Annotated in this window: 27 protein-coding genes and 4 pseudogenes; 17 read left to right on the forward strand and 14 right to left on the reverse strand. The window is 69.4% G+C overall.

Going from position 1 to position 25,166, the window contains the following annotated elements:
• Window positions 1–179: 179 nt before the first annotated feature.
• The 8 genes from ACZ60B_RS09655 (at window position 180) to ACZ60B_RS09690 (ending at window position 9,205) form a co-directional block, all read left to right on the forward strand.
• The gene (locus ACZ60B_RS09655) at window positions 180–1,196 is read left to right on the forward strand and encodes a GlxA family transcriptional regulator (RefSeq protein WP_469385460.1); all 1,017 of its coding nucleotides are present in this window, start codon (window positions 180–182) and stop codon (window positions 1,194–1,196) included.
• The gene (locus ACZ60B_RS09660) at window positions 1,193–2,986 is read left to right on the forward strand and encodes a thiamine pyrophosphate-binding protein (RefSeq protein ID WP_469385461.1); all 1,794 of its coding nucleotides are present in this window, start codon (window positions 1,193–1,195) and stop codon (window positions 2,984–2,986) included. Before ACZ60B_RS09655 ends, ACZ60B_RS09660 begins: the two co-directional genes overlap by 4 nt.
• Window positions 2,958–3,611, forward strand: a complete 654-nt coding sequence (locus ACZ60B_RS09665) for an SRPBCC family protein (RefSeq protein ID WP_469385462.1) — start codon at window positions 2,958–2,960, stop codon at window positions 3,609–3,611. Before ACZ60B_RS09660 ends, ACZ60B_RS09665 begins: the two co-directional genes overlap by 29 nt.
• Window positions 3,608–4,627, forward strand: a complete 1,020-nt coding sequence (locus ACZ60B_RS09670; RefSeq protein WP_469385463.1) for a 3-oxoacyl-ACP synthase III family protein — start codon at window positions 3,608–3,610, stop codon at window positions 4,625–4,627. The genes ACZ60B_RS09665 and ACZ60B_RS09670 overlap by 4 nt, the downstream gene beginning before the upstream one ends.
• Window positions 4,590–5,042, forward strand: coding sequence for a hypothetical protein (locus ACZ60B_RS09675; RefSeq protein WP_469385464.1), 453 nt, complete (start codon window positions 4,590–4,592; stop codon window positions 5,040–5,042). Before ACZ60B_RS09670 ends, ACZ60B_RS09675 begins: the two co-directional genes overlap by 38 nt.
• Window positions 5,043–5,964: 922 nt before the next feature.
• A complete protein-coding gene (locus ACZ60B_RS09680; RefSeq protein WP_469385465.1) occupies window positions 5,965–6,756 on the forward strand; it encodes an SDR family NAD(P)-dependent oxidoreductase in 792 nt (263 codons plus the stop codon).
• 152 nt (window positions 6,757–6,908) lie between these two features.
• Window positions 6,909–7,931 (forward strand): LLM class flavin-dependent oxidoreductase, encoded by a 1,023-nt coding sequence (locus ACZ60B_RS09685; protein WP_469385466.1) that lies wholly within the window; start codon window positions 6,909–6,911, stop codon window positions 7,929–7,931.
• Window positions 7,932–8,851: 920 nt separating this feature from the next.
• A complete protein-coding gene (locus ACZ60B_RS09690; protein WP_469385467.1) occupies window positions 8,852–9,205 on the forward strand; it encodes a beta/gamma crystallin domain-containing protein in 354 nt (117 codons plus the stop codon).
• A gap of 189 nt (window positions 9,206–9,394) precedes the next feature.
• Here the strand turns inward: ACZ60B_RS09690 and ACZ60B_RS09695 are convergent, their stop codons facing one another.
• The 4 genes from ACZ60B_RS09695 to ACZ60B_RS09710 all read right to left on the reverse strand — a co-directional run bounded on the left by ACZ60B_RS09695 (window position 9,395) and on the right by ACZ60B_RS09710 (window position 12,477).
• A complete protein-coding gene (locus tag ACZ60B_RS09695) occupies window positions 9,395–9,580 on the reverse strand; it encodes a hypothetical protein (protein ID WP_469385468.1) in 186 nt (61 codons plus the stop codon).
• 388 nt (window positions 9,581–9,968) lie between these two features.
• A complete protein-coding gene (locus ACZ60B_RS09700) occupies window positions 9,969–10,433 on the reverse strand; it encodes a GNAT family N-acetyltransferase (protein ID WP_469385469.1) in 465 nt (154 codons plus the stop codon).
• A 569-nt stretch (window positions 10,434–11,002) separates the two neighbouring features.
• On the reverse strand, window positions 11,003–11,263 hold the full coding sequence (locus tag ACZ60B_RS09705; RefSeq protein WP_469385470.1) for a hypothetical protein: 261 nt from the start codon (window positions 11,261–11,263) through the stop codon (window positions 11,003–11,005).
• A gap of 776 nt (window positions 11,264–12,039) precedes the next feature.
• Window positions 12,040–12,477 (reverse strand): nucleotidyltransferase domain-containing protein, encoded by a 438-nt coding sequence (locus tag ACZ60B_RS09710; protein WP_469385471.1) that lies wholly within the window; start codon window positions 12,475–12,477, stop codon window positions 12,040–12,042.
• 526 nt (window positions 12,478–13,003) lie between these two features.
• Between ACZ60B_RS09710 and ACZ60B_RS09715 the strand changes: the two genes are divergently transcribed.
• Window positions 13,004–13,270 (forward strand): hypothetical protein, encoded by a 267-nt coding sequence (locus tag ACZ60B_RS09715; RefSeq protein WP_469385472.1) that lies wholly within the window; start codon window positions 13,004–13,006, stop codon window positions 13,268–13,270.
• A gap of 110 nt (window positions 13,271–13,380) precedes the next feature.
• Here the strand turns inward: ACZ60B_RS09715 and ACZ60B_RS09720 are convergent, their stop codons facing one another.
• Complete coding sequence (locus ACZ60B_RS09720; RefSeq protein ID WP_469385473.1) at window positions 13,381–13,896, reverse strand: hypothetical protein; 516 nt, start codon at window positions 13,894–13,896, stop codon at window positions 13,381–13,383.
• Between the two features lie 355 nt (window positions 13,897–14,251).
• Here ACZ60B_RS09720 and ACZ60B_RS09725 point away from each other — a divergent pair, with 355 nt between their 5' ends.
• Window positions 14,252–14,848 carry a hypothetical protein gene (locus ACZ60B_RS09725; protein WP_469385474.1) on the forward strand — a complete coding sequence of 199 codons (597 nt, stop codon included), beginning with the start codon at window positions 14,252–14,254 and terminating at the stop codon, window positions 14,846–14,848.
• Between the two features lie 377 nt (window positions 14,849–15,225).
• Here the strand turns inward: ACZ60B_RS09725 and ACZ60B_RS09730 are convergent.
• Both ACZ60B_RS09730 and ACZ60B_RS09735 read right to left on the reverse strand, forming a co-directional pair.
• Window positions 15,226–15,510 (reverse strand): annotated as a pseudogene (locus ACZ60B_RS09730) (hypothetical protein); the annotation flags it as partial.
• Window positions 15,511–15,583: 73 nt separating this feature from the next.
• Window positions 15,584–15,790: an SMI1/KNR4 family protein gene (locus tag ACZ60B_RS09735; RefSeq protein WP_469385475.1), complete on the reverse strand. Its 207-nt coding sequence runs from the start codon at window positions 15,788–15,790 to the stop codon at window positions 15,584–15,586.
• 706 nt (window positions 15,791–16,496) lie between these two features.
• Here ACZ60B_RS09735 and ACZ60B_RS09740 point away from each other — a divergent pair.
• Complete coding sequence (locus ACZ60B_RS09740) at window positions 16,497–16,949, forward strand: VOC family protein (protein ID WP_469385476.1); 453 nt, start codon at window positions 16,497–16,499, stop codon at window positions 16,947–16,949.
• Window positions 16,950–17,109: 160 nt separating this feature from the next.
• On the opposite strand, the pseudogene ACZ60B_RS09745 reads toward ACZ60B_RS09740, so the two are convergent.
• Together ACZ60B_RS09745 and ACZ60B_RS09750 are read right to left on the reverse strand one after the other, a co-directional pair.
• Window positions 17,110–17,504, reverse strand: a pseudogene (locus ACZ60B_RS09745) (aminoglycoside phosphotransferase family protein); the annotation flags it as partial.
• Between the two features lie 340 nt (window positions 17,505–17,844).
• Window positions 17,845–18,441 (reverse strand): TetR/AcrR family transcriptional regulator, encoded by a 597-nt coding sequence (locus ACZ60B_RS09750; RefSeq protein ID WP_469385477.1) that lies wholly within the window; start codon window positions 18,439–18,441, stop codon window positions 17,845–17,847.
• 72 nt (window positions 18,442–18,513) lie between these two features.
• Between ACZ60B_RS09750 and ACZ60B_RS09755 the strand changes: the two genes are divergently transcribed.
• Both ACZ60B_RS09755 and ACZ60B_RS09760 read left to right on the forward strand, forming a co-directional pair.
• Window positions 18,514–19,041, forward strand: coding sequence for a GNAT family N-acetyltransferase (locus tag ACZ60B_RS09755; RefSeq protein ID WP_469385478.1), 528 nt, complete (start codon window positions 18,514–18,516; stop codon window positions 19,039–19,041).
• Between the two features lie 216 nt (window positions 19,042–19,257).
• Window positions 19,258–19,893, forward strand: a complete 636-nt coding sequence (locus tag ACZ60B_RS09760) for a hypothetical protein (RefSeq protein ID WP_469385479.1) — start codon at window positions 19,258–19,260, stop codon at window positions 19,891–19,893.
• A 9-nt stretch (window positions 19,894–19,902) separates the two neighbouring features.
• Here the strand turns inward: ACZ60B_RS09760 and ACZ60B_RS09765 are convergent, their stop codons facing one another.
• From ACZ60B_RS09765 to ACZ60B_RS09780, 4 genes are all read right to left on the reverse strand, one after another.
• On the reverse strand, window positions 19,903–20,184 hold the full coding sequence (locus ACZ60B_RS09765) for a DNA-3-methyladenine glycosylase I (RefSeq protein ID WP_469385480.1): 282 nt from the start codon (window positions 20,182–20,184) through the stop codon (window positions 19,903–19,905).
• A complete protein-coding gene (locus ACZ60B_RS09770; RefSeq protein WP_469385481.1) occupies window positions 20,181–20,477 on the reverse strand; it encodes a YciI family protein in 297 nt (98 codons plus the stop codon). The genes ACZ60B_RS09765 and ACZ60B_RS09770 overlap by 4 nt, the downstream gene beginning before the upstream one ends.
• Complete coding sequence (locus tag ACZ60B_RS09775; protein ID WP_469385482.1) at window positions 20,474–21,040, reverse strand: TetR/AcrR family transcriptional regulator; 567 nt, start codon at window positions 21,038–21,040, stop codon at window positions 20,474–20,476. Before ACZ60B_RS09775 ends, ACZ60B_RS09770 begins: the two co-directional genes overlap by 4 nt.
• A gap of 392 nt (window positions 21,041–21,432) precedes the next feature.
• Window positions 21,433–21,831 carry an OsmC family protein gene (locus ACZ60B_RS09780; RefSeq protein ID WP_469385483.1) on the reverse strand — a complete coding sequence of 133 codons (399 nt, stop codon included), beginning with the start codon at window positions 21,829–21,831 and terminating at the stop codon, window positions 21,433–21,435.
• Between the two features lie 159 nt (window positions 21,832–21,990).
• On the opposite strand from ACZ60B_RS09780, the gene ACZ60B_RS09785 reads away from it, so the two are divergent.
• Complete coding sequence (locus ACZ60B_RS09785; RefSeq protein ID WP_469385484.1) at window positions 21,991–22,158, forward strand: hypothetical protein; 168 nt, start codon at window positions 21,991–21,993, stop codon at window positions 22,156–22,158.
• A gap of 130 nt (window positions 22,159–22,288) precedes the next feature.
• Here the strand turns inward: ACZ60B_RS09785 and ACZ60B_RS09790 are convergent.
• Window positions 22,289–22,369: pseudogene (locus tag ACZ60B_RS09790) on the reverse strand (AAA family ATPase); the annotation flags it as partial.
• A gap of 62 nt (window positions 22,370–22,431) precedes the next feature.
• On the opposite strand from ACZ60B_RS09790, the gene ACZ60B_RS09795 reads away from it, so the two are divergent.
• From ACZ60B_RS09795 to ACZ60B_RS09805, 3 genes and pseudogenes are all read left to right on the forward strand, one after another.
• The gene (locus ACZ60B_RS09795) at window positions 22,432–24,054 is read left to right on the forward strand and encodes an alpha/beta fold hydrolase (RefSeq protein WP_469385485.1); all 1,623 of its coding nucleotides are present in this window, start codon (window positions 22,432–22,434) and stop codon (window positions 24,052–24,054) included.
• Between the two features lie 47 nt (window positions 24,055–24,101).
• Window positions 24,102–24,800, forward strand: coding sequence for an alpha/beta hydrolase (locus tag ACZ60B_RS09800; RefSeq protein WP_469385486.1), 699 nt, complete (start codon window positions 24,102–24,104; stop codon window positions 24,798–24,800).
• Window positions 24,801–24,863: 63 nt separating this feature from the next.
• Window positions 24,864–25,156: pseudogene (locus ACZ60B_RS09805) on the forward strand (Tn3 family transposase); the annotation flags it as partial.
• Window positions 25,157–25,166 lie beyond the last annotated feature (10 nt).

Here is a 25,166-nt window from a genome sequence, read left to right on the forward strand (position 1 = left end):
GGCGAGGGCGACGCTGTTCAAGCCAACACCCGGTGAGCCGCCGCACCCGCCTCCCTTCCGGGCGGCACCGGAACTGCCTGGTCAGTCTCCCCTTTCGGATGGTCACCGCCTGGACGTTGGCCGGATACGTCAATAATCCGGCATTGCAGCCAGTGCCCTGTTCGATACAGGGTGTGATCGTGTCAGACCGACGTGTTGTTGTGGTGCTGTACACGGGCGCACTGGCCCTGGACATCACCGGACCGATGGAAGTGTTCGATACCGCCAACCGGCTCCTCGGCTCGCCGGGAGGGCCCTATCTGCTCGACCTCGTCTCCGCCGACGGACCGCTAGTGCGCACAAGTTCGGGAGTGGCCGTGGAGGCCTCGCCGCTGGCGGCGGGCGAAGGAGCGATCGACACGCTCCTCGTGCCGGGCGGTTGGGGTCTCCACAGCGCCCTGCGGGACCGGGCGCTGGTCTCCTGGATCCGCGGGGCGGCGGCGCGCTCCCGCCGGGTCGCCTCCGTATGCGGTGGATCCTTTCTGCTGGCCGAGGCCGGCCTCCTGGACGGCAGACACGCCACCACCCACTGGGCATACACCGAGGCGATGGCCTGCCGCTATCCGGAAGTGACGGTGGACGCGGAGCCGATCTTCGTCTGGGACGGCCCCTTCGTGACCTCCGCGGGCGTGTCGACCGGGATCGACATGGCGCTTGCTCTGGTGGAGGCCGACCACGGAGCCCCGCTCGCGCTGGAGGTGGCACGGTTCCTGGTGCTGCCCCTCAGGCGGCACGGAGGACAGCCGCAGGTCAGCGCCGTCCTCGACGCGCAGCTGGCCGACCATCCGCCGATCCGCGCCGCCCAGGAGTGGATCATGCACAACCTGGACCATCGGCTGCCCGTGGCCGAGATCGCCCTGCGGGCCAACATGAGCCCGCGCAACTTCTCACGAGTCTTCCGGCGCGAGGTGGGCGCGACCCCGGGGCAGTACGTCGAGCGAAAGCGCATCGCCCGCGCCCGTGAGCTGCTGGAGACCACCGATCTGGCGATCGCCCAGATAGCGCGACGCTGCGGATTCGCGGCCCCCGAGACGTTCTTCCGCTCCTTCGGACGAGCACTGGGACTCACCCCCAGGCAGTACCGGCACCGCTTTCAGCTCGTGTCGACGTCCGGCCCCGCCGACCGGCACCACGAGACGGACAGGAGCCCCGCATGACGACCAGGACCTCGCACCCGCCCGCGGCAGCAGCGACACGCCTGGTCGACTACCTGGCGGGGGAACTCGCCCGCTCGGGCGTCACCCATGTGTTCGGCGTCGGCGGCGCGAACATCGAGGACTTGTACGACGCCGTTCACCGCGGCGGTGCCGTCCGCGCCATCGTCGCCAAGCACGAGTTCGCCGCCGTCACCATGGCCGACGGATACGCCCGCACCACCAGGCGCCTGGGCGTGGTCGCCGCCACCTCGGGCGGTGGCGCGATGAATCTCCTGCCTGGCCTGGCCGAGGCACATGCCTCCCGGATACCCGTGCTGGCGCTGGTGGGACAGCCGCCGACCGGGCAGGAGGGCCTCGGGGCGTTCCAGGACTCCAGTGGCAGAGGGGGCTCCTTCGACGCCCGGGATGTCTTCGGACCGGTCTCCCGGTTCTGCGCCCGCATCGAGGACGCCGACGCGCTGCCCGAGTTGCTGGATCAGGCCCTGACCGCGGCGCGGACCCATCCGCGCGGACCGGCGGTGCTGCTGCTGCCCAAGGACGTGCAGCAGGCGCAGCTCCCGATACCCGGCCACAGACCGGCACCGAACGCGGCTTTGGCGCCCGCGGCGCCGGTGGCACGGCCGGACCCTGCGGCCCTCACCTCCGTGACGCAGACCCTTCGAGGGGCCGGCCGCGTCCTCGTCATCGCCGGTGAGGACGTCGCCGCCGCCGACGCGCGTGCCGAACTGGCCGAACTGGCCCGGCGCCTGGGGGCATGGGTGGCGGTCACCCCCGACGCGAAGGACGTCTTCGACAACCGTGATCCGCGGTTCGCGGGCGTGGCGGGGGTGATGGGTCACTCCAACGTCGAGGACTGCCTGCGGCGGGCCGACGTGTGCGTGCTGGCCGGTACCCGGTTGCCGCTGGTGGCGCGTGGCGGCCTCGACCATGCCCTGGCCGACACCGAAGTCGTGTGCCTGGGGCCCGAGCCGGCGTTCGTCGAAGGCACCGCGCTGGGCGGAGATCTGCGGGAGGTGCTGCGCACGGTGGCCGACCGGCTTCCGCCACTCTCGCGGGCCTGCCCCCGGCACGCCGGTCCCCTCCCCACCCTCACACCGGGCCCCGCGCCCCGGCACACGGCGCGAACCGTTCCCTACCCCCAGGCTCTCGCCGCGGTGGCGGCGGCACTCCCCCAGGACGCACACGTCTTCGTGGACGCCGGCAACGCGGGAGCCGGCGCGATCCATCACCTGCCCGCGCCACGCCACGGCCGTTTCGTGGTGGCGCTCGGCATGGGCGGCATGGGCTACACCTTCGGCGCCGGCATCGGTGCCGCGCTCGCCACCGGACGCCGTACCTACGTACTCGCCGGCGACGGAGCGTTCTTCATGCACGGGATGGAGGTGCACACCGCCGTGGAGCACGCCGCACCCGTGACCTTCGTGATCTTCAACAACAACGCACACGCGATGTGCGCGCTGCGGGAGAAATTCCTCCAGGGCGGAATCCGCGGCGACGACCTGTTCGCCCGCACCGACATCGCCGCCGCGATGGCGGCCGCCTTCCCGTCCCTGAAGGTCTGCGATGCCGCTGACGCGGCGCAGCTGCACAAGGCGCTCCTGGAAGGCAACGAGGGCGCGGGCCCCGCGTTCGTGGCGCTGGAGTGCGACCCCCATGAAATCCCTCCGTTCCGTCCCTTCCGGTCCTTCACCGAAGCCGCCGCAGCGCCCCGCACCGGCGACGCCGCCGACAGTCCGGAGACCGAGAGCAAGGAGAGTCCCCATGAGCAAGGCATCGTCCGCATTGGCTGACGTCCCCGGTCTGATGCGCATCGAGAACCCCGGTAAGGAGGAACTCATCGCGCACTGCATGGAGCTCACCCACTCCGTGTACCCGCACCATCAGGTCTACGGGCAGTACTGCACGATCCACGCCCACGTCGACTGCCCTCCGCAGCAGGCCTACACCTACCTGAGCCAGGGGCACCACCTGGAGGAATGGACGTGCAGCCTGCGGGACTTCACCCCCTCGGGCACGCCCGGGCTCTGGGTGGGCCATGACCGGCTCGAGGACGACACGAAGATCTACTGCGAAGTCGTCGCCAACGCCGAGGCCCTGACGGTGGACTACCACTGCTCGTGGGACCAGGGCGAAACACTGTGGATGATCTACCTCATGCGTGTGGTGCCGGCCTCGCTGGTGCTCGGCGAGCCGGGGTCGGTGATCACCTGGACCAACTGCCGACACCCCTACTACGACGACAACCCCCACCCCGACAAGGCTCCGCGCCCGGACAGGGCTTGGGTGGGCGACTTCTGGGACCTCTTCTACGCGGGACACACCGTGGAGATGAACAACCTCAAGGCGATCCTGGAATACCGCCACCGCAACGGCCTGCCGATCAGCACGGCACCGGCGAGGACGGTGACCGGGTGACCACCGTCAGCCTCACCGACGTCGCGAGCTACCTGCCCGGCCGACCGGTCCCCGCCACGTTCTACACCGACTACCCCGGAGCCGAGGACAGACTACGCAGCCACCCCATGTTCAAGGCGCCACCGGCACGGCACCACGTGGCCCCGGACGAGACCAACGCGGACATGGTCGAGCGCGCTGTGCAGCCCCTGATCGAGCGGCACGGCCGCAGCGAGATCCGGGACGTCGACGTGCTGCTGGTCCACAGCCAGCTGCCGGATCTGCCGTTCGTGGGCGCCGGTACCGAGGTGGCACGCCGACTGGGGCTGAGCCCGGAATGGCTCGTCGACGTGGCCAACGCCGGCTGCGCGTCCTTCGTGTACATGATGAAGCTGGCCCGGCAGATCCTCTCCACGACCGACGCGAAGACCGCACTCATCTGCAACGCGCAGAGCGCAGCGGGCCAGTGCTTCACCCAGCCCGAGGTGCGCAGACTCGCCCAGGCCGCAATCCCGGGCGACGGCTGCGGCGTGGGATACCTGACGACGTCGGCCGACAGCCCTGTCCTCGACCTGGAGACGCGGCACATCGGTGAGTACGCCGGAGACATGACGGTGGCGCTCGACGACGGCCGCAAGTACTGGGAACCGGGGGAATCCCAGGCACGGATCGGCTTCACCGAGGCCAGTCTCGCCAAGGTGCTGGCCCGCGGAAACCGTCTGGTACCCGAGGTGATCACGGATCTGTGCCGACGCCTGGACGTCGCGACGACCGACATCGACGCCCTCATCACCAACCAGCCCAACCGCACCTTCCTGCGCAACTGGAGAGAGGCACTGCAACTCCCCGCCGAACGGCACCTCAACACCTTCGAGGAGTACGGAAATCTGTTCGGCGCGGCGATCCCGGTCACACTGGACCGCGCGATCCGCTCACGGCAGGTCGAGGACGGCGCCTTGGTGGTGCTCGGAGGCTTCGCCCACGCCGGCGACTTCGCCGGTGCCGTCGCGGTCCGATGGCACGGCGGACGGGGCTGACCGACGGAGTGCCAACGGCTGCACCGCCAGCCCAATTCCCTCGTTCCATGACGCCCTCGTCGACCGTATCCGCACCGACACCGAGCAAAAGGCGCTTGACGCATCTTGCCAACAGGCCCGTTTGCGGCGCCGGGAAGCAATCGGGCTCACCCAGCAGGTCGACCAGCGCATCCTGGATGGTCGCGTTCTTGATGCCGGAGTCGGTGAGGAGAAGTTTCATCATGTCCTTCCCGAGGTGACCGCACGCGTCAACAACCAGCCGTTCGCCAACGAACATGCCCAGTCGCTCAGCGGCGAGCTGCTGTACCGGGTCGCCTTTGACGCACCCCAGTACGGCTGCGACGGGGCCGGTCCCTACCGCAAGGCCCAGATTTGGGGTCGGTACCTACGGACCGAGCAAGAGCCCGGAGCGTAGGGATATCTCGCCTGATTTTCTGCTCGGACCGTCCGTCGAACTGGGGTGCTCACCCGGGCATTCGCCTGGACGTGGGGGCCGCCTTCGCCTGATCCTGAGCTCCCACGCCGGGCACGGCGCCCGTCAGCGCCTCGGCCGGCCTGCGGCACTACGCCACGCTTCCCGAGCCGCCCGCAGCGACGGCATCCGCCACCCTCACGGCAACTCGACCAGCATCGAGCCGAGGCTTCCGCGACAGCCGCAATCCCATGTCCGACCAGCACGATCCACCGAGGTTCGGGCAGACAGCGACCTCTCATGGTCAGGCTCATGCCGGGAGCCCTTGGATGATCCTGACCAACCCGTGCGCGCCCGCCTCGACGGTCATGGCACGGTGACACCGCACCCTGCCTCCCCCACATCCAGGGAACTCGGCCGGAGCGGCGGCCGGGCCCACGACGGGCGCGTCATCCTCCTGGCCCGTAAGCAGAACGGGCACCCCTGTCCGGGCAGGTGTCCGCAGGAACAGCCGCACGCATGGGCACCTGCCCGGCTGCGACCACCGCGCCGGCTGAGCGGCTCCCTCGGCCAGGGTGGCCGGCCGTGGCTTCGACCCGTGAGGAGCCCGGGCCCATCGAGCCGCGCCCGTTCGTGATGCGTGTGCCGGCCAGTCGGTCCGCGAAGGAGATCGCCACGCCAGCCCTGTCCGGACCGGTCGGTACGGGTCCTTGGATCGGGCACGCCACCGACCAGCAGCGTGATCAAGGCAGCGCCCGCTCCACCCCCGCGTCCGGGATGCGTCCCTCGCTGCGGCGCTCTAGCGTCACCTCACGTGGGCTGCGCCGCCGAGGGCAGCCGCGCCGGCTGTTCGCCGAGGTCAAAGCCGCACCCGGTGCAGCTCGGGAAGCCCGGACGACTTCCACCAGCCCAAGAGGACACTCCCGTGAATACAGCACCCCGCCGCACCGTACTCGTCACCGGCTCCACCTCCGGCATCGGCGAGGCGATCTGCGCCGCGTTCGCCCGCGACGGAGCCGACGTCATCGTCAACGGCCGTGACCCCCAGCGCACCGACGCCGCTGCCGAGCGCGTCCGCGCCGCCGCCGCACACGGTGAGATCCGCGCTGTCGCCGCCGACGTCAGCACCGCGGAAGGCGTCCGCATCCTGACGGACGCTGTGCCGGACGTGGATGTTCTCGTCAACAACGCCGGGATCTTCGAGGCGAGGCCCGCGTTCGAGATCACGGACGAGGAATGGATCCGGTACTTCGAGACCAACGTTCTCAGCGGTGTCCGGCTCACCCGCCACTACGCTCCCCGCATGGTGCAGCGCGGGTGGGGCCGCGTCGTCTTCATCAGCAGCGAGTCGGCCATCAACACCCCCAAGGAAATGATCCACTACGGCGCCACGAAGACCACCCAGCTGGCCGTCTCGCGCGGTTTCGCCCAGGAGGTCGCCGGCACCGGCGTCACCGTCAACTCCGTCCTGCCGGGCCCCACCCTCACCCCTGGTGTGGAGGTATTCATCGCCGACCGTGTCGGCGACAACGTCCCCTTCGACGAAGCCGAACGCCGTTTCATCGCCGAGGAACGCCCCACCTCGCTCCTGGGCCGGCTCATCCGCCCCGAAGAGGTCGCCGGCCTCGTCCACTACGTCGCCTCCGACGCCGCCTCCGCCACCACGGGCGCCGCACTACGCGTCGACGGCGGCGTGCTGAGCAGCATCATCCCCTGACGACGACCGGCGCCGCGTCGGCAGCAGCGAGCCCCGGGCGTGTCCGCATCCTCGGTCAGATGAGGCGCCACCGCACCCAGGATGCGGACCGACAGAACGCCGTGGGCCAGGTCATCGGGGAATGAAGCCTGCCCCAGATCGTTGAAGTCTGCATGAAAAAGATCGGGTTCCTGTCCTTCGGCCACTGGGCGCCGTCGCCGCACTCGCAGACGCGTTCCGCGGCGGACTCCCTGCTCCAGGCGATCGACCTCGCCGTCGCCGCGGAGGAACTGGGTGCGGACGGCGCCTACTTCCGGGTCCACCACTTCGCCCGGCAGTACGCCTCGCCCTTCCCGCTGCTCGCGGCCGTCGGCGCGCGCACCAGCCGGATCGAGATCGGCACCGGCGTGATCGACATGCGCTACGAGAACCCCTTGTACATGGCCGAGGACGCGGGCGCGGCCGACCTGATCTCCGGCGGCAGGCTCCAGCTCGGTCTCAGCCGGGGATCCCCGGAGCAGGTCGTCGACGGCTGGCGGCACTTCGGTCACCTGCCCGAGGAGGGCCAGACCGCCGCCGACATGGCACGGGCGCGCACCGAGCGGCTGCTCGAGGTCCTCACGGGCGAGGGTTTCGCGGAGCCCGAACCCCACCCGATGTTCGCCAACCCGCCGGGCCTGCTGCGCATCGAACCGCACGCCGAGGGACTGCGCGAGCGCATCTGGTGGGGGTCGGGCTCGAACGCCACCGCGGTCTGGGCCGCCCGGCTCGGGATGAACCTGCAGAGCTCCACCCTCAAGGACGACGAGAGCGGCGAGCCGCTCCATGTCCAGCAACGCAAGCAGATCGATGCGTATCGCGAGGCGTGGCGGGCCGAGGGCCACACCCGCGAACCGCGGGTGTCGGTCAGCCGCAGCATCTTCGCGCTCACCGACGACCGGGACCGCATGTACTTCGGCCGGGAACGCAACTCCAAGGACCAGATCGGTTACATCGACGCCGACACACGCAGTATCTTCGGACGCTCCTACGCGGCCGAACCCGACGTACTCGCCAAGCAGCTCGCCCAGGACGAGGCCGTCGCCGCCGCCGACACGCTGCTGCTCACCGTGCCCAACCAGCTCGGGGTCGACTACAACACCCACGTGATCGACAGCATTCTCACCCACGTCGCCCCGTCGCTCGGCTGGCGGTGACGACGGCCCAGCCGAGGCGCTCCTAAGCAACCAGCTCCGTCCCCAGGGGGAAGCGGCCGGCATGCCGTGGTACGCAGTCACCAGGGCGGGCCGTCCCTCACCGCTCCAGGGACAGCCCGTACGCCCTCTTCGAGGTGAACGCAGACGACCCGGCCCACCGCGAGGGGACGGCCAAACACGCCCGCGCGCCGCCAAAACCTCCGAGACCGCCGGGAAGAAGGTCGCCCGCCCCGGCTTAGGCGCCATACGCCTGACCGGCTTCGGCATCCGGGGCGAACCCCACGACCGCGCCGAATGCGCCGCGCCGTCCGCCGCGCCACGGAACTCGGCACCCAGCTCATCGACACGGCCGACCCCTACGGCCCCGACTCCCTCATTCTTACTGGTCAGAGGCGCTCTTCGCTTACCTGGCCATCCGTCGGACGATCCGCTTCGTGGCAGCGCGAGGCCAGAGGTTTCCGCGGCGAGTCGGACCGGTCGCGACTGAACATGAGCAAGTCATCGCGCAAGTTCTCCTGGTGAACGGGCAGGCACACGGTCTGCCGCATCCGCCGCAAGCCCCCAAGCCCCCAAGCTCCCAAGCTCCCAGGCCCTTCCGCCCCGTATCGGCACGCCGATTCACATGTACGCCACACTCGACCGCCAAAAGCTCAAATAAAAGGGGGCCCACGGGCGGCCGATAATCAAGATTTCACCCAGTTTCGCGTGGTCCGATCTAGACATTCAGAGGCGCATTCCGGCCCAGAGGGTCATGGATCCTTGCCACATGCATCCGTCTTGCAGGATCTTCATAGGGCAAGCCCGAGAGACGAGACGAGGGAAAGGGACGCACGGAGGCAGGCAGACATCTTTTCGGCGAGCCTTCACGCGTCCGACCGTGACGTTCTCTCCCCTTTCAAATGCTGAATGAAGGAGAAGTCGTGATCTCAAGGACGCTGAGGGTCGCCCGCTCCGTGGCCGTGGCGGCAGTGGCCACTGTGACCGTCACGATGGCCATGCCCACGGGCAACGCGTTCGCCATCGACCACGTCGAGTGCCGTGGCGGGGAGAACTTCCTCAAGATCTGGTCGCACCTGGACGGCAGGTCCAGCGTGGACTGCTACGCCAACAAGGGCCGGACCAACTTCGGCTCCTGGTGGGTCGACCGCATTTCGACGGGCAACAACGATCTCATCTACTACGACGCGAACGGCGACTCGGTGCGCATCAACCGGTGGACCGACATCACTTTCCCGAGCCGCCCCCCGAAGGTCAAGGACATCGAAATCCTTTAGCGGACGAGCGGCCGACTCCCCGGGAAGGGCCGTACTGACCCAGTACCCTTCCCACCTACGAATTCCTTTCCCGCGTAAAGTTTAATTCCACGCGGGGATCAACTGAATTCCCCCGGCCTACTGGTGCAGGTCACGCGATTTCCGCGCGGCCTGCACCGGCCTGCTCCCGCAACATTGGGACGGCCATGGTCACGGGCACGCGGGGACGCTCCCGCGGACGCGGGCATCGAGCCGGCCGGACAGGTGCTCCACGACCGGCAGGGTCAAGACGGCCGCCGACAGCACGATGCCGACAGGCATGCCATGGACGATCACAAGCGTGACCGCGCCGACGCCGAGGACCGGGGCGACGGCCGCAGCAGCCTGCACGGACACCGGACCGAGACGGACACGGCATGCGCGACACCGGTCCGACCGGCACAGGACCAGGCGCGGGGCGAGGCGCTGAGCGCGGCACAGCGGCCAGCTCAGGCACGCCGGGCAGAGGTCCTCGCAGGGGGTGGTGGCGGGCACACCACAGCCGGCACACCCGGCGAGCGCCCGCAAGGCCGGCGCCTCGGTCACGGTACGGGCCGCCGAGACACGGTGCAGGCCCCCCGGGGCACGGCAGTGGCCGATGAAGGCGGCGGGCAGCGCGCAGGCGGGCGGCCACGACCGCGCCGACCGTGGTCCGCCCCGGGTCCGGCGGATGCGGCCGGTAAGGGTTCCCGGTTGGCCGGAGATCGTCGTGCGTGGTCCGTGCAGGTGTGGCAGAAGCGCGGGTTCAGTTCAGTTCCAGCATGCCCACCGTCTGGTCTCCGCTGGTCTCTCCGGTTGGCTGGAAGCCGAGCGCCAGATAGAAGCCCGTCGGGCCATCCGCTCCGGGATGCCAGGTGGTCGTAAGTCGTGTGCCTCTTCGGCGCCGGATCTCGTCGGCCACGGACTGTACTGCGAAGCGTCCGTAGCCTCGGCCCTGCCTGCCATCCGCGATGTTGAGACGCCAGAGACCGGAGCGGAAGTCGGTGCCTTTGCCGGTCCAGTCGATGTCGAAGAAGGCCATGAGGAACCCGACGACTTCGTCGTCATCGCAGATGAGCCGGGGCCATGCGATGCCGGGGTGGACGTATGCCTCGGCAAGCGACTTCACCACCGGTGCCACCAGGTGTTCCTGGTCGGGGCGGACCCTCAGGTTGACAGCGGTCTCGAAGTTGTCGGGGGTGATCTCTTGCAGGTGCGGTGAAGTTGGCATGTCCGCACTCTAAGCAGGTGCTGCAAGCGATTTCCGGAGGCCGCCGGCTCCGGACAGGATCCGGCGCGCACCCCGCACCAGCCCAATGCCCGCGCCCCCTGGGCGCCCTACGCAGTCAGGGCCGCGGCGAGTTCCTCGCTCGTCGGCCTCGGGCAGTCGGCCCTCATCCCGGCCGACGGCGTCCCGTTGCTCACCAGCGCACCGCGGAGCGCGCGGGCCGACGCCCGGGCCTGAAGGCAGGTCGCGGGGCGCCGGGAACGAGGACGTCCCACGCGCCCGGGCCGGGTCGTGCCTGCCATCGTCCGGTGCGGGGCCTCCTGCTGCCGGCCCGGCTTGCAGCCCTGGGGTGCTGATCCGCTTCCAGGTGTCCACCGACTGGCCGTGGCGACCGGCCAGGGTGGCGGCCACTTCGACCACCTTTTGTCCTGGTGCGGCGGCCGACGCTTCGGCGGCCGACCGGACGCGCGGGCAGAGCGCCCACGGCCACGCGGACCGGGTCGGGTCACCCGGGCGGCGGAATCGTGGCGTACCGGCTGTTGCGAGCCGCATCAACGCCGACCGACATGGGCCTACCCTCCCGCCGGGAGACCCTCGTCCGGGCCGCCGCTGCGCTCCACCCCGGGCAGGTTCCCGGACCGCTCGGGCAGCTTGGCAAACCAGGTGCTCCACGCCCGCAGGTCCCAGTGCATGACTCCGCCGAGGTAACGGGCCTGGGGGTGGCCATTGGCCTGCCGGTCACGCCACAGCGAACCGAGAAAGGCCCGGCTGCAACCGCTGTGCTCGACCAGGTCCTCAACGCTCGCCCACCGGCGGCCGTCGGCTCTCTTCACACGATGCTCCTGGTGAAATCGGTCCTGGACACGATAACGCCGGTCCGGTTACGGCTCGTTGAGGGCCCCGGCGACCGGACCACCAACCCGGCAGGATTCCCCATGCCTTGCCCCGCCGGGCCACCGGCTGTCCGGGCGCGGGGCCGGGTCAGCTCCGGGCACGCTCGACGATCGCAGCTCAGCATGACCGACTTCTTCAACGGACGGCTCCTGCCGGCCCCGCCCCGGCGTCCCCGGCGAACAGCCCGCGGATGAGCTGCGCCGAACCCACCATGCCGCTGGCGTCCGGCGAGCAGGCACGCCCGGCAGCTCAGGCACCGCATGTTCCGGTCACAGGCGTCGTGGTACGCGATGCCGTTGTCCCAGCGGCCGACGAGCTCGGCGAGAGTCCGGCCAGCGGATGACCGTCCCGGCGCGCCGCAGCCGCGACGGCGAGGCGGCTGTCAAGAGCGGGCTGCCGCGCGGACCGCACGTGGGACAAGCACGTGCGCGAACTCATCCGATACGACCTGCTCGTCCCCGACGACTTCGTCATGCGCCGGCTGTCCGCGTGCCAGGCCGACGACCTCTACGAACTCGTCTCCGAGCGGCAGGGCCGGTCTCTGATCACCCCAGCAACAGGGCGCCCAACGCTTGGTGTCCCCTCTTCCCGACCCGGTTGTCGCCGAGTCGCTGCTGGACCGGCTGGTCAACGCCGGTCACCAGGCCATCATGAATAGCCCCGGCTACCGACCTGACAATCGGCCCAGGGGCCCGACCGGCGCGCGGCCGGCCGGTCAGCAGGCAGCAAGAAGACCGGCGAGAATGCCTGCCGGGTCGTGCAACACCCGGGCGCCGTCGGCGACGACACGATGCGTCCCCGAATCGACGGGATCCGTCTGTGCCCAGCCCGGTGAGCCGATGCCCAACTCGACTTCCAGGCCGGAGGCCGTGGAACAGCGCCGTTCCGTGATCGGTCCCCATGACCGGGTTCGGATCACTTCGCCCAACCCGAGTTCCACGGCCCAGGCAGTCTCAAGGAGATATCGCGACTCATCCGTTGTGAGCAGGACGACGTCGATGTCGGAGTCCGCTCGCGCGGCGTTGCGGGCGCAAGATCCCACCAAGAGCAGGCCGACGACGTCTTCACGGCCCCTCGCCCACCGTGTGATCCGGTCGATGACCTCGTTGATCTCAGCGGCCCGCTCCCGCGACAGCACCGCTGGAAGATTCACTGACTGATCGTCGCGATGCACTTCGAATGTCCCTCGCCAGATAGCCGTACCGGCATCGGACAGCTTCTCAGGCCGATGCCCCGACAGCCACCATCGGCGACGGCAGGGGGCACGACGGCACAGCCGCACGCCGGCAAACTCGCTCCGCATCACGCAAGGCAACAGCTCGCACCCTGGGAAATCACGTGACCGCAGCGGGGCGGAATTGCGGGCTCTGTCGAAGATCTTGTGATCGAGCCCGCCCCTGAAGGGCAAGTGGGAACGACACCCTGTTGAACCTGCTGAGGGCCGTGTCTGATCCTCCCGAAGGACCAGTACGCGTCCTGGGCGCGGACGACTTCGCGCTGCGCAAGGGAGACTCGTACGCCACCGTCCTGGTTGACCTGGACGCCCGCCGACCGGTCGAGGTGCTGGCGGGACGGGAGCCGAGGGACCCACCGGACGGACCCCGTGACTGCTTCGGCCGTCCACGGCGCCTGGTTGCCCTCACCGAGGAACGCTACGGACGGCAAGGCGAACGTTCACCGTGGTCGACATCATCGAGATCTATGTCCACTGGCAGGCAGGCCGGTCGAAGATGCAGTTGGCCGCCTCGCCGGGGGTGGGCCGGAAGGGGATCAGGAAGTATCTGGCGCCGACTGAGGCTGTCGGGATCACCCCGGGCGGGCCGCCGACGAGTGAGGCGGACCGGGCGAAGGTGATCGAGAGCTGGTTTCCCGAGCTTGCCAGCCGGCGGCTGACCCAGATCGTCAACACCAGCCACCAGTTCATCATGAACGGCCCCAGCTACTAACCCAACAAGCGCCCGAGGGGATTTACCAAGAAGGATGAGTAGGTCCTGATCATGTAGTTCACGTTGGCCGTCGCGGGTCCTGGCGACGGGCCCGCGAGCGCGAGGCGAACTCACGCCTTGAACACCGAACCGTTCTCCACCACGTAGTGCGGACGCTCTTCGCCTGAGCTGAGGAACCGCCAGTCCTCCCACCCCGGGCGCCCTGCCGGAAACACCTCCAAGGACATGCCGGACGAGAGCATCAACTGAAGGTCGAACTCGTCACCGATGCGCACGTGGTCGACGACGGGAGCATCTGCTGCGATGAGCGGCGTGACGGTTTCGACGCGGTCGTCGAACCGGCTCGTCCCGATGTCGCCCCCAGCCTCGAATCCAGCTCCGGCCCGCGCGCCCGGAACATAGAGATCGCCCTCCTGGACCATCGCGGAGACGCCGTTGAGCAGCCGCCAGCGGCACTGCAAGTGCAGCGACATCTCCGGGCGGACTGTGTGCTCGCCACGGTGGTCCACCCATGGCACGTCGTCACCGAAGGTGAGCCAGACAAGCGTCGCGGCCCGGCCGATGGCCGTGAACGGCCGCCCCTCCAGCTCGCGCAACGCAGCGCGAGTGGCCTCAAGACCGGTCACAGTGAGTCTCACCCTTCGCGCCGACGAACCCGAGTGCCGGCCGAAGGGCAGCATCGGAATCACAGGATACGGATGCAAGGGGACCTGGGGAATTACGTGACCACGGCCCATGGGGAATTACGTGACCGTCCGCACGAGGACAACCGCGCTACGCGTCGCGTGGGTGAGTTCCACCCCTTGCTTGTTCAGGAAGCGGTTGGAGCGGACATGGTGTCCCCCTGACGGTGCAGGCCCTCCACCCCGGGCCGACGCTCTGTACGGGTGACAACACCGTGTCGCTGGAGCCGGCAAGTGAGACGTCACGAGAGTTTGGTCCGCACAGCCCCATCCCGGCCTGACGCGTGAAAGGAATACCGTGAAGCGGTTCGGTATCTACGCCACCCTGCCCCTTGTCGCCGCTGCGGCCCTGACGGGCACCATGACGAGCCAGGCATCCGCCGACCCGTGGGACGATCTCGGATCTCCCGCGGGAGCCACCACCATCATCTTCAACAACGGCAACAACAACATCATCAACACCCAGATCGGTGACACCCGCGGCGGCGGCATCGGCAACACGCAGGGCGGCACCCAGATCGGCAACCACAACACCCAAGGCGGCACCCAGGGCGCGGGCAACCGCAACACCCAAGGCGGCACGCTAGGCGCAGGCAACCGCAACACGCTGGGCGGCACCCAGGGCGCAGGCAACCGCAACACACTGGGCGGCACCCAGGGCGCAGGCAACCGCAACACCCAGGGCGGGACTCAGGGCGCGGGCAACAAAAACACCCAGGGCGGCACGCAAGGCGCGGGCACCGGAAGCACCCAGGGCGGTACGCAGGGCGGCGGGTTCGCGGCGGACAGGTTCGCCGCGGTCGACGCCGCCGTGGCGAAGGCCCTCTGGTGGAGGACGTGGGCTACCGGCATCGACCTGCCCGTCACCTACGCGAGCGGTCTTCCCTGGATGTGACTCCAGCATGGCTCGCCTGCCTGATGACCAGCCCGCACCACGGACAACCGGCTGCGATGGTCACCGGTGACCACCGCGGGCTGGGCTCACACCGGGGGCTGGAGGCCAAGTTCCTGAAAGCCAGATCTGTGGTGAGCGAGCGGAGCGGCGGCCTGTTCGTCGCCCCATCGGCCCAGGTCCCTGGAGAGGTCGACGGCAGTCCGGACCCGCCCGGCGGCCGGCCAGGGGCGATCAGGTCGGGGTAGGAGCCGTGCTGGCGGTGCCGAGCCAGTGTGCGGGCCGAATGTCGAAAGTGGTGCGGCCTCCGGCTCGCCCCCCGCTACCGTCTTCATTGGCTCCGCAATGGGGCCTTCTACGGACCACGGCCGTCAGTCCTGTCACCTGACCTGCGGGTCCGCAAGGAGAACGACTCGATCAGCCTCGGCGTCGAAGCCGAGCACCGGATTGCCGTACTCGCCCTCCGGGTCCATGAGTACCGGCTTGCCCAGACGCCGCCCGATCTCCCGGAGGAAGCCGCAGAACACATCAAGTCGGTCCTGGCCCTGCAACTCCCGCAGGTCGACCTCGAAGTCGACTTCGCCGTCGGCGTGGAACCGGAAGATCGCCAGCACATCGGCGGTCGGCCAGACCCGCAGGTCCGGGCACTCGGCATCCGCCCGGCGCGTAGACCGCATACGGATCGACGGCGGAGACATCTCCGAGCATGCTGTCCTGATCGGCCGACAGGGAGACCCGTCACTGTGTCAGGAAGTCGAACGCGACACCCTCGTCGCGCCCCAGAAAGTAGACGGAATCACTGAAGACGCCGCCGCCGAACACCTCGTAGAGCTCCTTGTAGTCCGCCGGCAGCACAACCCCCAGCTCTCCCTCGGTCGCCGCCCAGTCGACGGAGATTCCGAGCGGCTCCCACCCGGTCAGTTCGATCACTCGCTGAACCCACATGCAACCATCTTTTAGCACCGGATTGCGTTCCGGTGTCCCCCATCCCATCGTCGCTCACGTCAAGACCTGCAGCTGTCGCACCCAGTCGACCTCGGCGGGTTCCTCAGCCGGGCTCGTGAGCCAGCGAAGCGACGGGAGACCGTGCCGGTCTCGACGACGGTGCCGCTGAAGGTGAGGCGGTCGACAATGGTCGCGCACCGCCTTACGCACCGTCCGCCAGGTCACGCTGTGCCTGCGCTCGAGCTCCCACATCGACATGCCGCCACGGTGCTCACGCCGAATCGCCGCGTCGAGCCCGGCACAACCAGCCCGGACTGCATCGCGTGCTGGGCAGGGATCAACAGCGGCTGTCCCGCGCCCCGGCGCAAACGTCGCGGAGATCAGCACCGCCACCGTGGTCAGACCTGCCGCGGTAGCACCGTGAGCGTCAGACACGCCCCGCCCTCAGCGTGGAGATCCACAGCAGTACGGACGTGCGGATGACGGCGTCGGCCAGGACTCCTCCTGGACCGCCGGTATCAGGGTGGCCGCATGCGGCCGGTGCACCACCATCCACGGGGCACCGGCGCCTGCATCCGGGTACCGGCGGCCGCCCCTCGCGCTCACGAACCGCCGGGCTGGTTCCCCAGTCGGCCGTGTTGATCCGGGTCCACGCGCCGTCATCCACCACTATGGGTGGAACATCCGATCTGGCCGGAGGTCCAGCATGCACGGTGACGGCTTTCCCGCCCCGGATTCCGGGCTCCTGCTCACCCACTTCCTGACCGTCACCGACGTCGCGCGATCACGCGCCTTCTACACCGACGTTCTCGGTGGCGAGGTGGTGCTCGAGGAGAACCCCTGCACCATCAAGCTCGCCAACGGATGGATCATCATGAACCCGGGCGGCGGCCCCACCCCGGACAAGCCGGACGTCACCCTGCGCCCACCCACCGACCCGGGCACCGTGAGCAGCTTCCTCAACCTCCGCGTCGCCGATATCGAGGCCTGCCACCGCGAATGGACCGCCAGGGGCGCCCGCTTCCTCACGCCGCCCATCGACCGCAAGGCTGAACTGCGGTGCTACCTGCGCGACCCGGACGGCTACCTCATCGAAGTGGGTCAGGCCACCGGCATGCTGCAGGGCGTCTACGCCGACCCGCCCGCCGGCACACACTAAGAGGTCCTCCACCGGCAGACATCCGGCGTCCTGGGCACAGTTCGGGACTCACATCACTGCTCAGGCTGTCTCACCAGGTGACACCTCCCGGGGTTCCGCGTCCGGCCGATCATGTGACTAGTCCGCGCCTGACTGTCACGCGGGCACGAGGCCGGGCGGGATGCGGTGCGTCGAGATCTGTCCGCTCAGGGCTGCATGAAGCCGTAGCAGCGCGTCCGCGTAGTCGGCGGGCGCGATCACTGATTCCGCAGGCTCGTAGTAGGTCCAGAGCGAGACGGTGAAAGGACCACGCACATGGACCCGGGGGTCGACCCGCGGTTCGAGCTCGGCCACCGGAGCGTCGACGTCGACGAGACGGCGGGCAACCTCTACTTCGAACTCGGAATCAGCCAGATGCCCCAAGGGTGCGACCCGAGCCAGAACACCGCAAGGGACCAGGCGCAGCGCGACGCGATCCGAGTTGTGGATGACGACCGCATCGTCGACCTGGAGGCCCGGCTTCGAAGCGGCCGCCCGTCCTGCCTCAACTGCGCGGCAGAGTTCCCATGGCTCCATGCACCTCTCCCCGTCGTCGTGGGCGCGTACGCGTCAGGGAAAACCAGCGGCGCCCTGAGGTCTTCCCGTACCTCGTGCGGCGCCCGAACCCGGACACCGCCACAAGCATCGCAAGGAAAAACCTGCACGGGGCCTGACTTTCTCGGGCCGATCACGTGAGCGACCACGTCTTCCCCGGAACCACCGCAGCGGCAGCCCTGGTCGTCCGGCTCCGGACATGACCGCCCGGGCAAGGCCTCACTGGGGTACGCGACTTCGGTGTGCTGTTCGATGTGCACCACGTCGGGAGCGCCGCCCAAGAAGGCAGGACGATGCTCCGTGAGCTTTCCGGCACCGGAGGTCAGCCGCCGGCGCGCTCTTCCTTGCGCAGAAGCGTCAGTTGCTGGTGGACGGCGGCGGTCACCCTCGTCCCGTCGCCGGTGGCGAGCAGGTCGAGCAGCGCACCACGCAGGACGGCCAGCGTCAGGGTGCGGTGGGCGGCCCCCACCTCGCTGTCCCGTTCGGCTTGCGGCTGACAGTGGGCGAGCACGCTGAGCCAGTCGTCCACGGTGCTCCTGGCGAACCCCGCCCAGGGACCGTCGGGCTCGACCAGGGAGCGGGCGTACGCCTCGGCCCACAGGCGCAGCAGCGGGCGGTGGGCGTCAGCGGCAAGCCACGCCCACACGCCCCGTGTGGCGGCGGCGAGACCGATGGGCTGTTCGTGTCGGCGGAGTTTGTCCAGAAGTGCCAGCTCGTCCGTACGGGCTCGCTGCAGCAGGGCTTTCAGGAGTCCGTCCTTGTTGCCGAACAGGAACATCAGCACGCGGGTGCTGGAACCGATGGCCTCGGCCAGCGGGCGCAGGGAGATGTCGGCCAGGCCGTGCGTGAGGGCGTACTGGTAGGCGGCCTCGAGTAGCTCGGTCTGGCGGGCGGACGGGTTTGCGGTGCTCGGAGGCATGTGCCTACCCTACGGCCACTGACACGACTGTGTCAGTAGCAACTAGTCACGAGACGAACTCAGGGAGTGCGCATGTCGGCCGGAGTACGCCAGCGAGACGTCGCGGTTCGCCGCGCCGGCCATCCCGGTGACCTGGGCTGGATGGTGATGGCCCACGGCGAGCTGTACGACCGGCAGTTCAACTGGAACCGGGACTTCGAGGCTCTCGTGGCGAAGATCGTCGCCGACTACGCCACGGAACGAACCTCGCCGGCGGCGCAGGCGGCCTGGATTGCCGAGGTCGACGGCGAACGAGCGGGCTGCGTGATGCTCGTCGCCGACGACCGGCCGCAAACGGCCAAGCTGCGCGTCCTGCTCGTCACCCCGAGCGCCCGGGGGCTCGGCATGGGTACACGCCTGGTCGAGGAGGCCCTGACATTCGCCCGCACGGCCGGCTACCAGCACGTCACGTTGTGGACCACAAGCAACCTCGGGTCCGCGCGCAGGATCTACCAGCACTTCGGGTTCACCCTCACCGACGAGAAGCCCTACCAGGGGTTCGGCCACGAACTTGTCGGCCAGACCTGGGACCTCAACCTCTCCGACAGCCCGGCGAATTGAATTCGAGCCGCCGGGAGAGCTCCCGGCGCCTCAACCACTCCCACCCGGCGTCCGCCGGCGTCTCATGCGAAGCCGATGTTCACGCGAACCGGCAGCACCAGTTGTCTCGTCTCACTGAAGTCTGCTCGCGTCTCACCGAAGTTGAGCAAGCCAGCCCCCACTCACCTGAGTACCCGTACTCACGTCGAGGCGAAGGCTTGATCGCAGACTTGGCGCATGAGACGAACCCCCTCCCCGACCGGCACGACCACCCGCTCCCCGCGCCGCCCGGTACCCATGCTCGCGACGGCAACTCTCGCCGCGCTGGCGCTCGCCGGCTGCGGCAGCGAGAAGACGGGCGTCAGCGGACCGCAGGGCAGCGCTGCCGACGGCGCCGGGGTCCGGGCCAGCGCGGGCTTCACACAGATGCTGGGCAAGGTGGCGCAGCCGTGCCCCCCGAGCGCTTCGCCCAAGGCGCCGCCGACCGGTCCGGCGCAGGCGTTGCCGTCCCGGGAGATGGCGCCGAGCGATGCGATGGAGCCGATCACCCCCACGGCTGGGCCGGAGGTGGAGTTGAACGCTCGCGACTGGTGCGCGGGCAACCTCCATGAAGAGCGCATCGCCCGGGCGCTGTGGGATCTGGCGGATCCCACCCCCGCCAAGGTCAGGGCGGTCCTGAACGGCCTCGGCTACATCGACGGGCGCATCCACGGCCTCGAGCAGTCCGGTACGACCACGCGGTTCTATCTCGACCTGCGCGACCAGGGCGGACGGCTCTGCCTGGACGGCACGGCGGCCGGCGAGGAGACCGTCGTCGACAAGTGCGTAGCCCCCGCGACCGGCCCGTTCAAGGCCGGAGAACGGAAAGTATGACGCCAAGCCTCAGCCTCCCGGGCGATGACGCCCGGCCGACTGCACCACGCAGCTCGACGCCATCGAGCCGGGCGAGACGGAAGAGGCGGCACGGAAGTTCTCGCGCTTGGCCAGGAGCGTGCGCCGGCTCTGCCCGGACTGGAAGCCCTCCAGGCTCAGCTTCTCGAACAGGCGACGGTCGTCATCGACAGGAAAGCCGCATTCGGTGTCGTGGAAGGCGAGGAAATCCGGGGCGGCTGCGCTCCACGGGCAGCGCGGCTCGCCGTCGGGGCCGGCGAACGGCTCCGTCACAGCAGGAAGTTCAGCCGCTCGTCCGTCATCCCGGGCGCGATCTCGATGATCTCCGCGGTGACGACGTCCTGGGCGACGAACGGGTCCTCGTCGACGCGCTTCTGCAGATCCTCGGGCGAGGTGTCATGGGCGAGGACCGCGCCGCCGAGGCCCGGCTGGATGCTGCCGACCAGCAGGAAGACCCCGTCGTCCAGGCCGCGCTCGATCCACTCCTGGTGGCCGGCCATGTGCTGGCCGGCGGCTGCCTTGTTGTCGGAGAACCGGAGCAGGACCACGAACATGCGATCTCTCATTTCTCGTAGGTGTGCAGCCAGACGCGCATCCGCTCGACTTCGCGCCGAATGAACGCCTCGTCGCGAAAGGCGTTGGCCATGACGGCGACGCCCTGGCTGAAGGCGAGCACGTGCATCGCCAGTTCGTCGGCCTGCTCGGCCTGCCCGAGCAGCGCGAACTGCTCGCGCAGCCAGGTGCGGAACAGGGCGAACAGGCGGCCGGCCTGGCCGAGCATGGCGTGCTCCAACTTGGCCAGCTCCGTGGTCAAGGTGCCCACGGGGCAGCCGTAGTCCTGGATGTCGGCGCGGTTGGTCAGCACGATCTCGACGTACCGCATGATCCGGCCGGCCGGGGTGGACGCCTCGGCCTCCCACCGCTCCAGCATCCGCCGGGTGTCGGCCAGGCGGGCATCGATCACCGCGTCCAAGATCGCGTCCTTGGACTTGAAGTGGTAGTAGAAGTTGCCCCGCGACAGTCCGACGGCTCCGGCGATGTCCGCGAACGAGGTGTGCTCGTAGCCGTGATGGTAGAAGAGCCGGTCGGCCGCCGCCACGATCTGTTCACGGGTCGCCACAGCGGTCACAGTGATCTCCTCACGCCCTAGGACGGTCGACCTAGAGCCACAACGTAGGTCAACCGTCCTAGACCGTCAAGGCGTTGACACCGCCGGCCTGATCATCGCGAAACCCACCGCTGTCTCGGAACGGCTGGAAGTTCCTTGCGATCGAAATCGTCAGCGACCACGCCCGCCCCGATACGGGCGTCAGCTCCTCCACCCCGCCGCCCTCTCCATCAGCGCCTGTCCCCCGTCAGCCCGGCAGCAGGACCCGGGCTCCCGCACCCGCAGGGATGGCCCCCGGCAGCATCACCACGGACGCGACCTCGGCCTGCCCCCCGTTCGGTCTGAGTATCGGTGTCGGGACCACCCCCTCCGGTGCGGCATGCAGCCGTGGATGTCGGGGCTCGTCTTGCGTCTCACTCCGTGGAGCGGACGACCGCCACACCCTGGCGCAGGGCGCGCGGGATCTCGGCGACCTCGTCGACAGTTGCGACGAGTGCCGCGATCAGTGCCTGTGGCGCGTCGCTGTCGACCTCGACGGCGTAGGAGATGCCGGTCGATCTCCATCCGGAGGACTCGAAGCCGCCCTCCGCCCGCACCCGGACACCCCGCAATTCCACCCCGCCCGCCTCGGCCTCACGGTAGAGGTCGTTCAGCACGCACGCCGCCACCGCCAGGTTCAGCACGTGACCACCCGTGAACGCCGACCGCACCCCGACACCACCAGGCGTCCACCGATGCGCAAGCCGGACGTCGTCGCCGTCTTCCTCCAGAAACGACCCCGCGCTCGCCACCACCGCGAACCGCTCATCCATGACCCGCCTCCTCTGACCGCTCACGCAGGTTCAGCCCCACTCCGATCCGTCCACGCATCATGGCGCAACTCGACGTCATCAGCCGATGCCGAAATGGACCGCCCACCCGGAACACCTCGTCCCCATGACACGTCTGTCCCGAACTGACATGCTGGGACAGTGGAGAGCAACGCGACGCGCGACGTGAACGACGGCCCACGGTCGGTGCGCGACACCATCAACGTCAAGGCCGAGGACCCCGGCACAGCCGACGGCGGCACAGCCGACGGCGGGATGGTCCACGGTCAGATACCCGACCTGGCACTTGCGCTGGCTCTGACTCCCTGAACTTGAGATGCACTGTTCTCTGTGCGATCTGGCAGGTGCGGCAACTCCAGGCGCCCGTTCCGGCCGTGCGGATCGGCGGCCGCCCGCTCCGGGTCCCGTTCTGCGTCTGCCACTCGCGGGGCGTCTGTCCGTACTCGTCGAGTGTCCTGTGGTGCAGCGGTCGGGAGAGCCGCAGACCCCGGCGGAAACGGCGATCGTCACGGACGGCCAGGGGCGGATGCGGGCGGTGACTTTCCCGAAGGACGGAGGCTACGGCGTGAGTGAATAGGAGGCATGCTTTTCGACTTCACGCACGACCACGACGGTGAACGGCTCAGCGGTGTGTACGACGGTGATCCTTCCGGGGTCACTGCCGTGGTGCTGCACGGCGCGGGCACCAGCAGCAAGGAGCGACTGCTTCCGCTGGTGCGGGAGTTCGTGGCCCACGGCTGTCGCGGGATCGCCTTCGACTTCTCCGGGCACGGCGAAAGCACCGGAAAGCTCAGTGAGCTGACCTTGCGGCGACGGTTCGAGCAGGCCGTCGCGGTGATCGACGCGTACGCGGGCGCGGACGGGCCGCTGGTCCTGGTGGGTTTCAGCATGAGCGGACAGACGGTGGCCGATCTCGTACGGCACTACGGGGATCGAGTGGCCGCGCTGGGGCTGTGCGCGCCCGCCGTGTACACCGCCGAGGCGTGGGACGTGCCCTTCGGGGACGGGAACGGTCGGTTCAGCGGGATCATCCGGCGGCCGGACAGCTGGCGTGAGGCGCCCGCGCTCGAGGTGCTGGAGGCGTACGAGGGCCGGGCGGTGCTCGCCGTGCCGGGCACGGACACGGTGATCCCGTCGGCGGTGACCGAGGCCGTACAGGACGCGCTGGCCGCGCGCGCCCAGTACACGCGGTTCGAACTTCCGGACGCACAGCACCAGCTGGGAATGTGGTTCCGCGACAACGACGAAGACCGGCGGGAGTTCGTCGAGGCGGTGCTGCTCGGCCTCGACGACCGTGGCTGGACGGCCACGCGCGCGTGGGTGGCCAAGCAGCTCGGCCACGGCCGCACGGTCACCGACTCGCAGCTGCTGTCCGGCGGCTGGAGCTCCCAGATGCGCCGGCTCACGCTCGACGACGGCACGGCCCTGGTGCAACGCACCTTCGTAAAACCGTTCTTCCGCCACCATGGCCCCGGGCTGCTGACCCGCGAGGCGTCCATCCTGACGCTGCTCGCCGGGGAGGCAGGCATCCCGGCACCCGATTTCGTCGCTGTGGACGCCACGGCCGAACACTGCGACCACCCGACCCTGTTGATGTCCGCGCTGACGGGCCGCGTCCGCGTCGACGAGGACGACCTCGACCGGCGCCTGGACCTGCTCGCGGCCCAACTCGTCCGCGTCCACGACGTCGTACCGGACGAAAGACCGCGCACCTACCAGGCGTGGACGTCACCGGAGCGCGTCCGTGCCCCGGACGGCCCCTTGTGGGAGCGGGCCGTGGACGTGATCCGCCGCGACCCGCCGCCGTACGACGGCTGCTTCCTGCACCGCGACTTCCACCCCGGGAACGTCCTCTTCACGGGAGCTGGACCGGAGCTGCGGATCAGCGGTGTCGTGGACTGGGTCGAGACCTCGTGGGGACCCGCCGACCTGGACGTGGCGCACTGCTCGACGGCGCTCGCGCTGCTGCACGGGCCGGCGTACGGACTGGACTTCCGCGAGCGCTACGAGGCACACGGCGGCCGGGACCTCGCCGACGACCCCGACCACCTGTACTGGCGGCTGCTCGACGCCCTGCACTACTGCCCCGACGCGGCGAAGTCGGCCGGGCCGTGGCGTGACCTCGGGCGGGACGATCTGACGTCCGCAGTCCTGGGAGAACGGCTGGAGGCGTACGTGGACGGACTGCTGCAACGACACGGCTGACCGGCCCTGGGTCACTCGTCCGACACCGTCCCGAGGAGGCGCGCGCGTTGGCCGCCGTAGTGCTCGTCCATGGCCCGTATCACCGTCCCGAACACTTCGCTCCGGCGGCAGAACGCCTACGGACCGCAGGAACCGAGGTCCTCGTTCCCGAGCTTCACCGGGGCTCGTTGTCGGCTGACACAGCCGCGGTCCAGGCTGTCATCGACTCGCTGCCCGAGCCTCCCACTGTGCTCGGTCACTCCTACGGCGGGTCAGTGATCACCGGGGTGCGCGGGGCGGGGCACCTGGTCTATCCGGCGGCCTTCGTGCCGGATGTCGGCGAGAGCGCGGACGGTCCGGGAGGCGCGTCCCCGCAGCCCCAGGACGCGATCGAACCCGAGCCCGACGGCTCGACCAGCCTGCACCCCGACCGGGCTGCCGACACCCTCTACGGCGACTGTCCCGGACCTCTCGCCGCCTGGGCGACCGGCCTCCTGCGTGCGCAAGCCTCCGGCTGCGGGCGAGGCATCCCGAAGCGCCACAGCTGGAAACACACACCCTCGACCTACGTCATCTGCGCGCAGGACCGGGCCATCGACCGGGCCCTGCAGCGGAAGACGGCCTCGCGCTGCACCGACGTGCGCGAGTGGCAGACGGGCCGCTCCCCGTTCGTAGGACGGCCCGAGCTCGTCGTCGGACTCCTGCGGGAACTGCTCGCCGCCGATCCCCCGCGCCAGCCGGGTGAAGGGGTCACGACTGCTCGTTGACGGCCCGGGTACAGGCAACTGCGTGATCGGGTGCTGGACTCGACGGCGATCCTGGTGCGCAGTCGGTCGCGCAGGACCATGCGCCTGCTCGTCCAGGTCGACCCGGTCGATGTGACGCCCACCGGCGTCTGATGAACCGGCAGCTCACCGTGCGGGAGTCCCGCCACCGGCTCGCCCGCGCGATGTGCCACCGCGGCCGCGGTCAGATCCGACGGGCCTGCCGGGAGGGCCGGCCCGCCGCTCTCGGCCTGGTCCTCGACGCCGTGGTCCTGTGGAACACCCACTGCCCGGACGCCGCCGTTGCCCGGCTCCGTCCCGAGGGCCACGGCATCGAGGACGACGACGCCGTCCGCTTGTTGTGGCGCG

The organism is Streptomyces sp. NPDC104096, from assembly GCF_055584385.1.

Bases quoted from the DNA above. Each gene is read 5' to 3' on its own strand.
- ACZ60B_RS09735 (WP_469385475.1), bottom strand. From the start codon at position 15,790: ATGTGGGTTCAGCGAGTGATCGAACTGACCGGGTGGGAGCCGCTCGGA.
- ACZ60B_RS09665 (WP_469385462.1), top strand. From the start codon at position 2,958: ATGAGCAAGGCATCGTCCGCATTGGCTGACGTCCCCGGTCTGATGCGC.
- ACZ60B_RS09685 (WP_469385466.1), top strand. From the start codon at position 6,909: ATGAAAAAGATCGGGTTCCTGTCCTTCGGCCACTGGGCGCCGTCGCCG.
- ACZ60B_RS09760 (WP_469385479.1), top strand. From the start codon at position 19,258: ATGAGACGAACCCCCTCCCCGACCGGCACGACCACCCGCTCCCCGCGC.
- ACZ60B_RS09770 (WP_469385481.1), bottom strand. From the start codon at position 20,477: ATGAGAGATCGCATGTTCGTGGTCCTGCTCCGGTTCTCCGACAACAAG.
- ACZ60B_RS09700 (WP_469385469.1), bottom strand. From the start codon at position 10,433: ATGCCAACTTCACCGCACCTGCAAGAGATCACCCCCGACAACTTCGAG.
- ACZ60B_RS09750 (WP_469385477.1), bottom strand. From the start codon at position 18,441: ATGCCTCCGAGCACCGCAAACCCGTCCGCCCGCCAGACCGAGCTACTC.
- ACZ60B_RS09795 (WP_469385485.1), top strand. From the start codon at position 22,432: ATGCTTTTCGACTTCACGCACGACCACGACGGTGAACGGCTCAGCGGT.
- ACZ60B_RS09755 (WP_469385478.1), top strand. From the start codon at position 18,514: ATGTCGGCCGGAGTACGCCAGCGAGACGTCGCGGTTCGCCGCGCCGGC.
- ACZ60B_RS09740 (WP_469385476.1), top strand. From the start codon at position 16,497: ATGCACGGTGACGGCTTTCCCGCCCCGGATTCCGGGCTCCTGCTCACC.
- ACZ60B_RS09780 (WP_469385483.1), bottom strand. From the start codon at position 21,831: ATGGATGAGCGGTTCGCGGTGGTGGCGAGCGCGGGGTCGTTTCTGGAG.
- ACZ60B_RS09660 (WP_469385461.1), top strand. From the start codon at position 1,193: ATGACGACCAGGACCTCGCACCCGCCCGCGGCAGCAGCGACACGCCTG.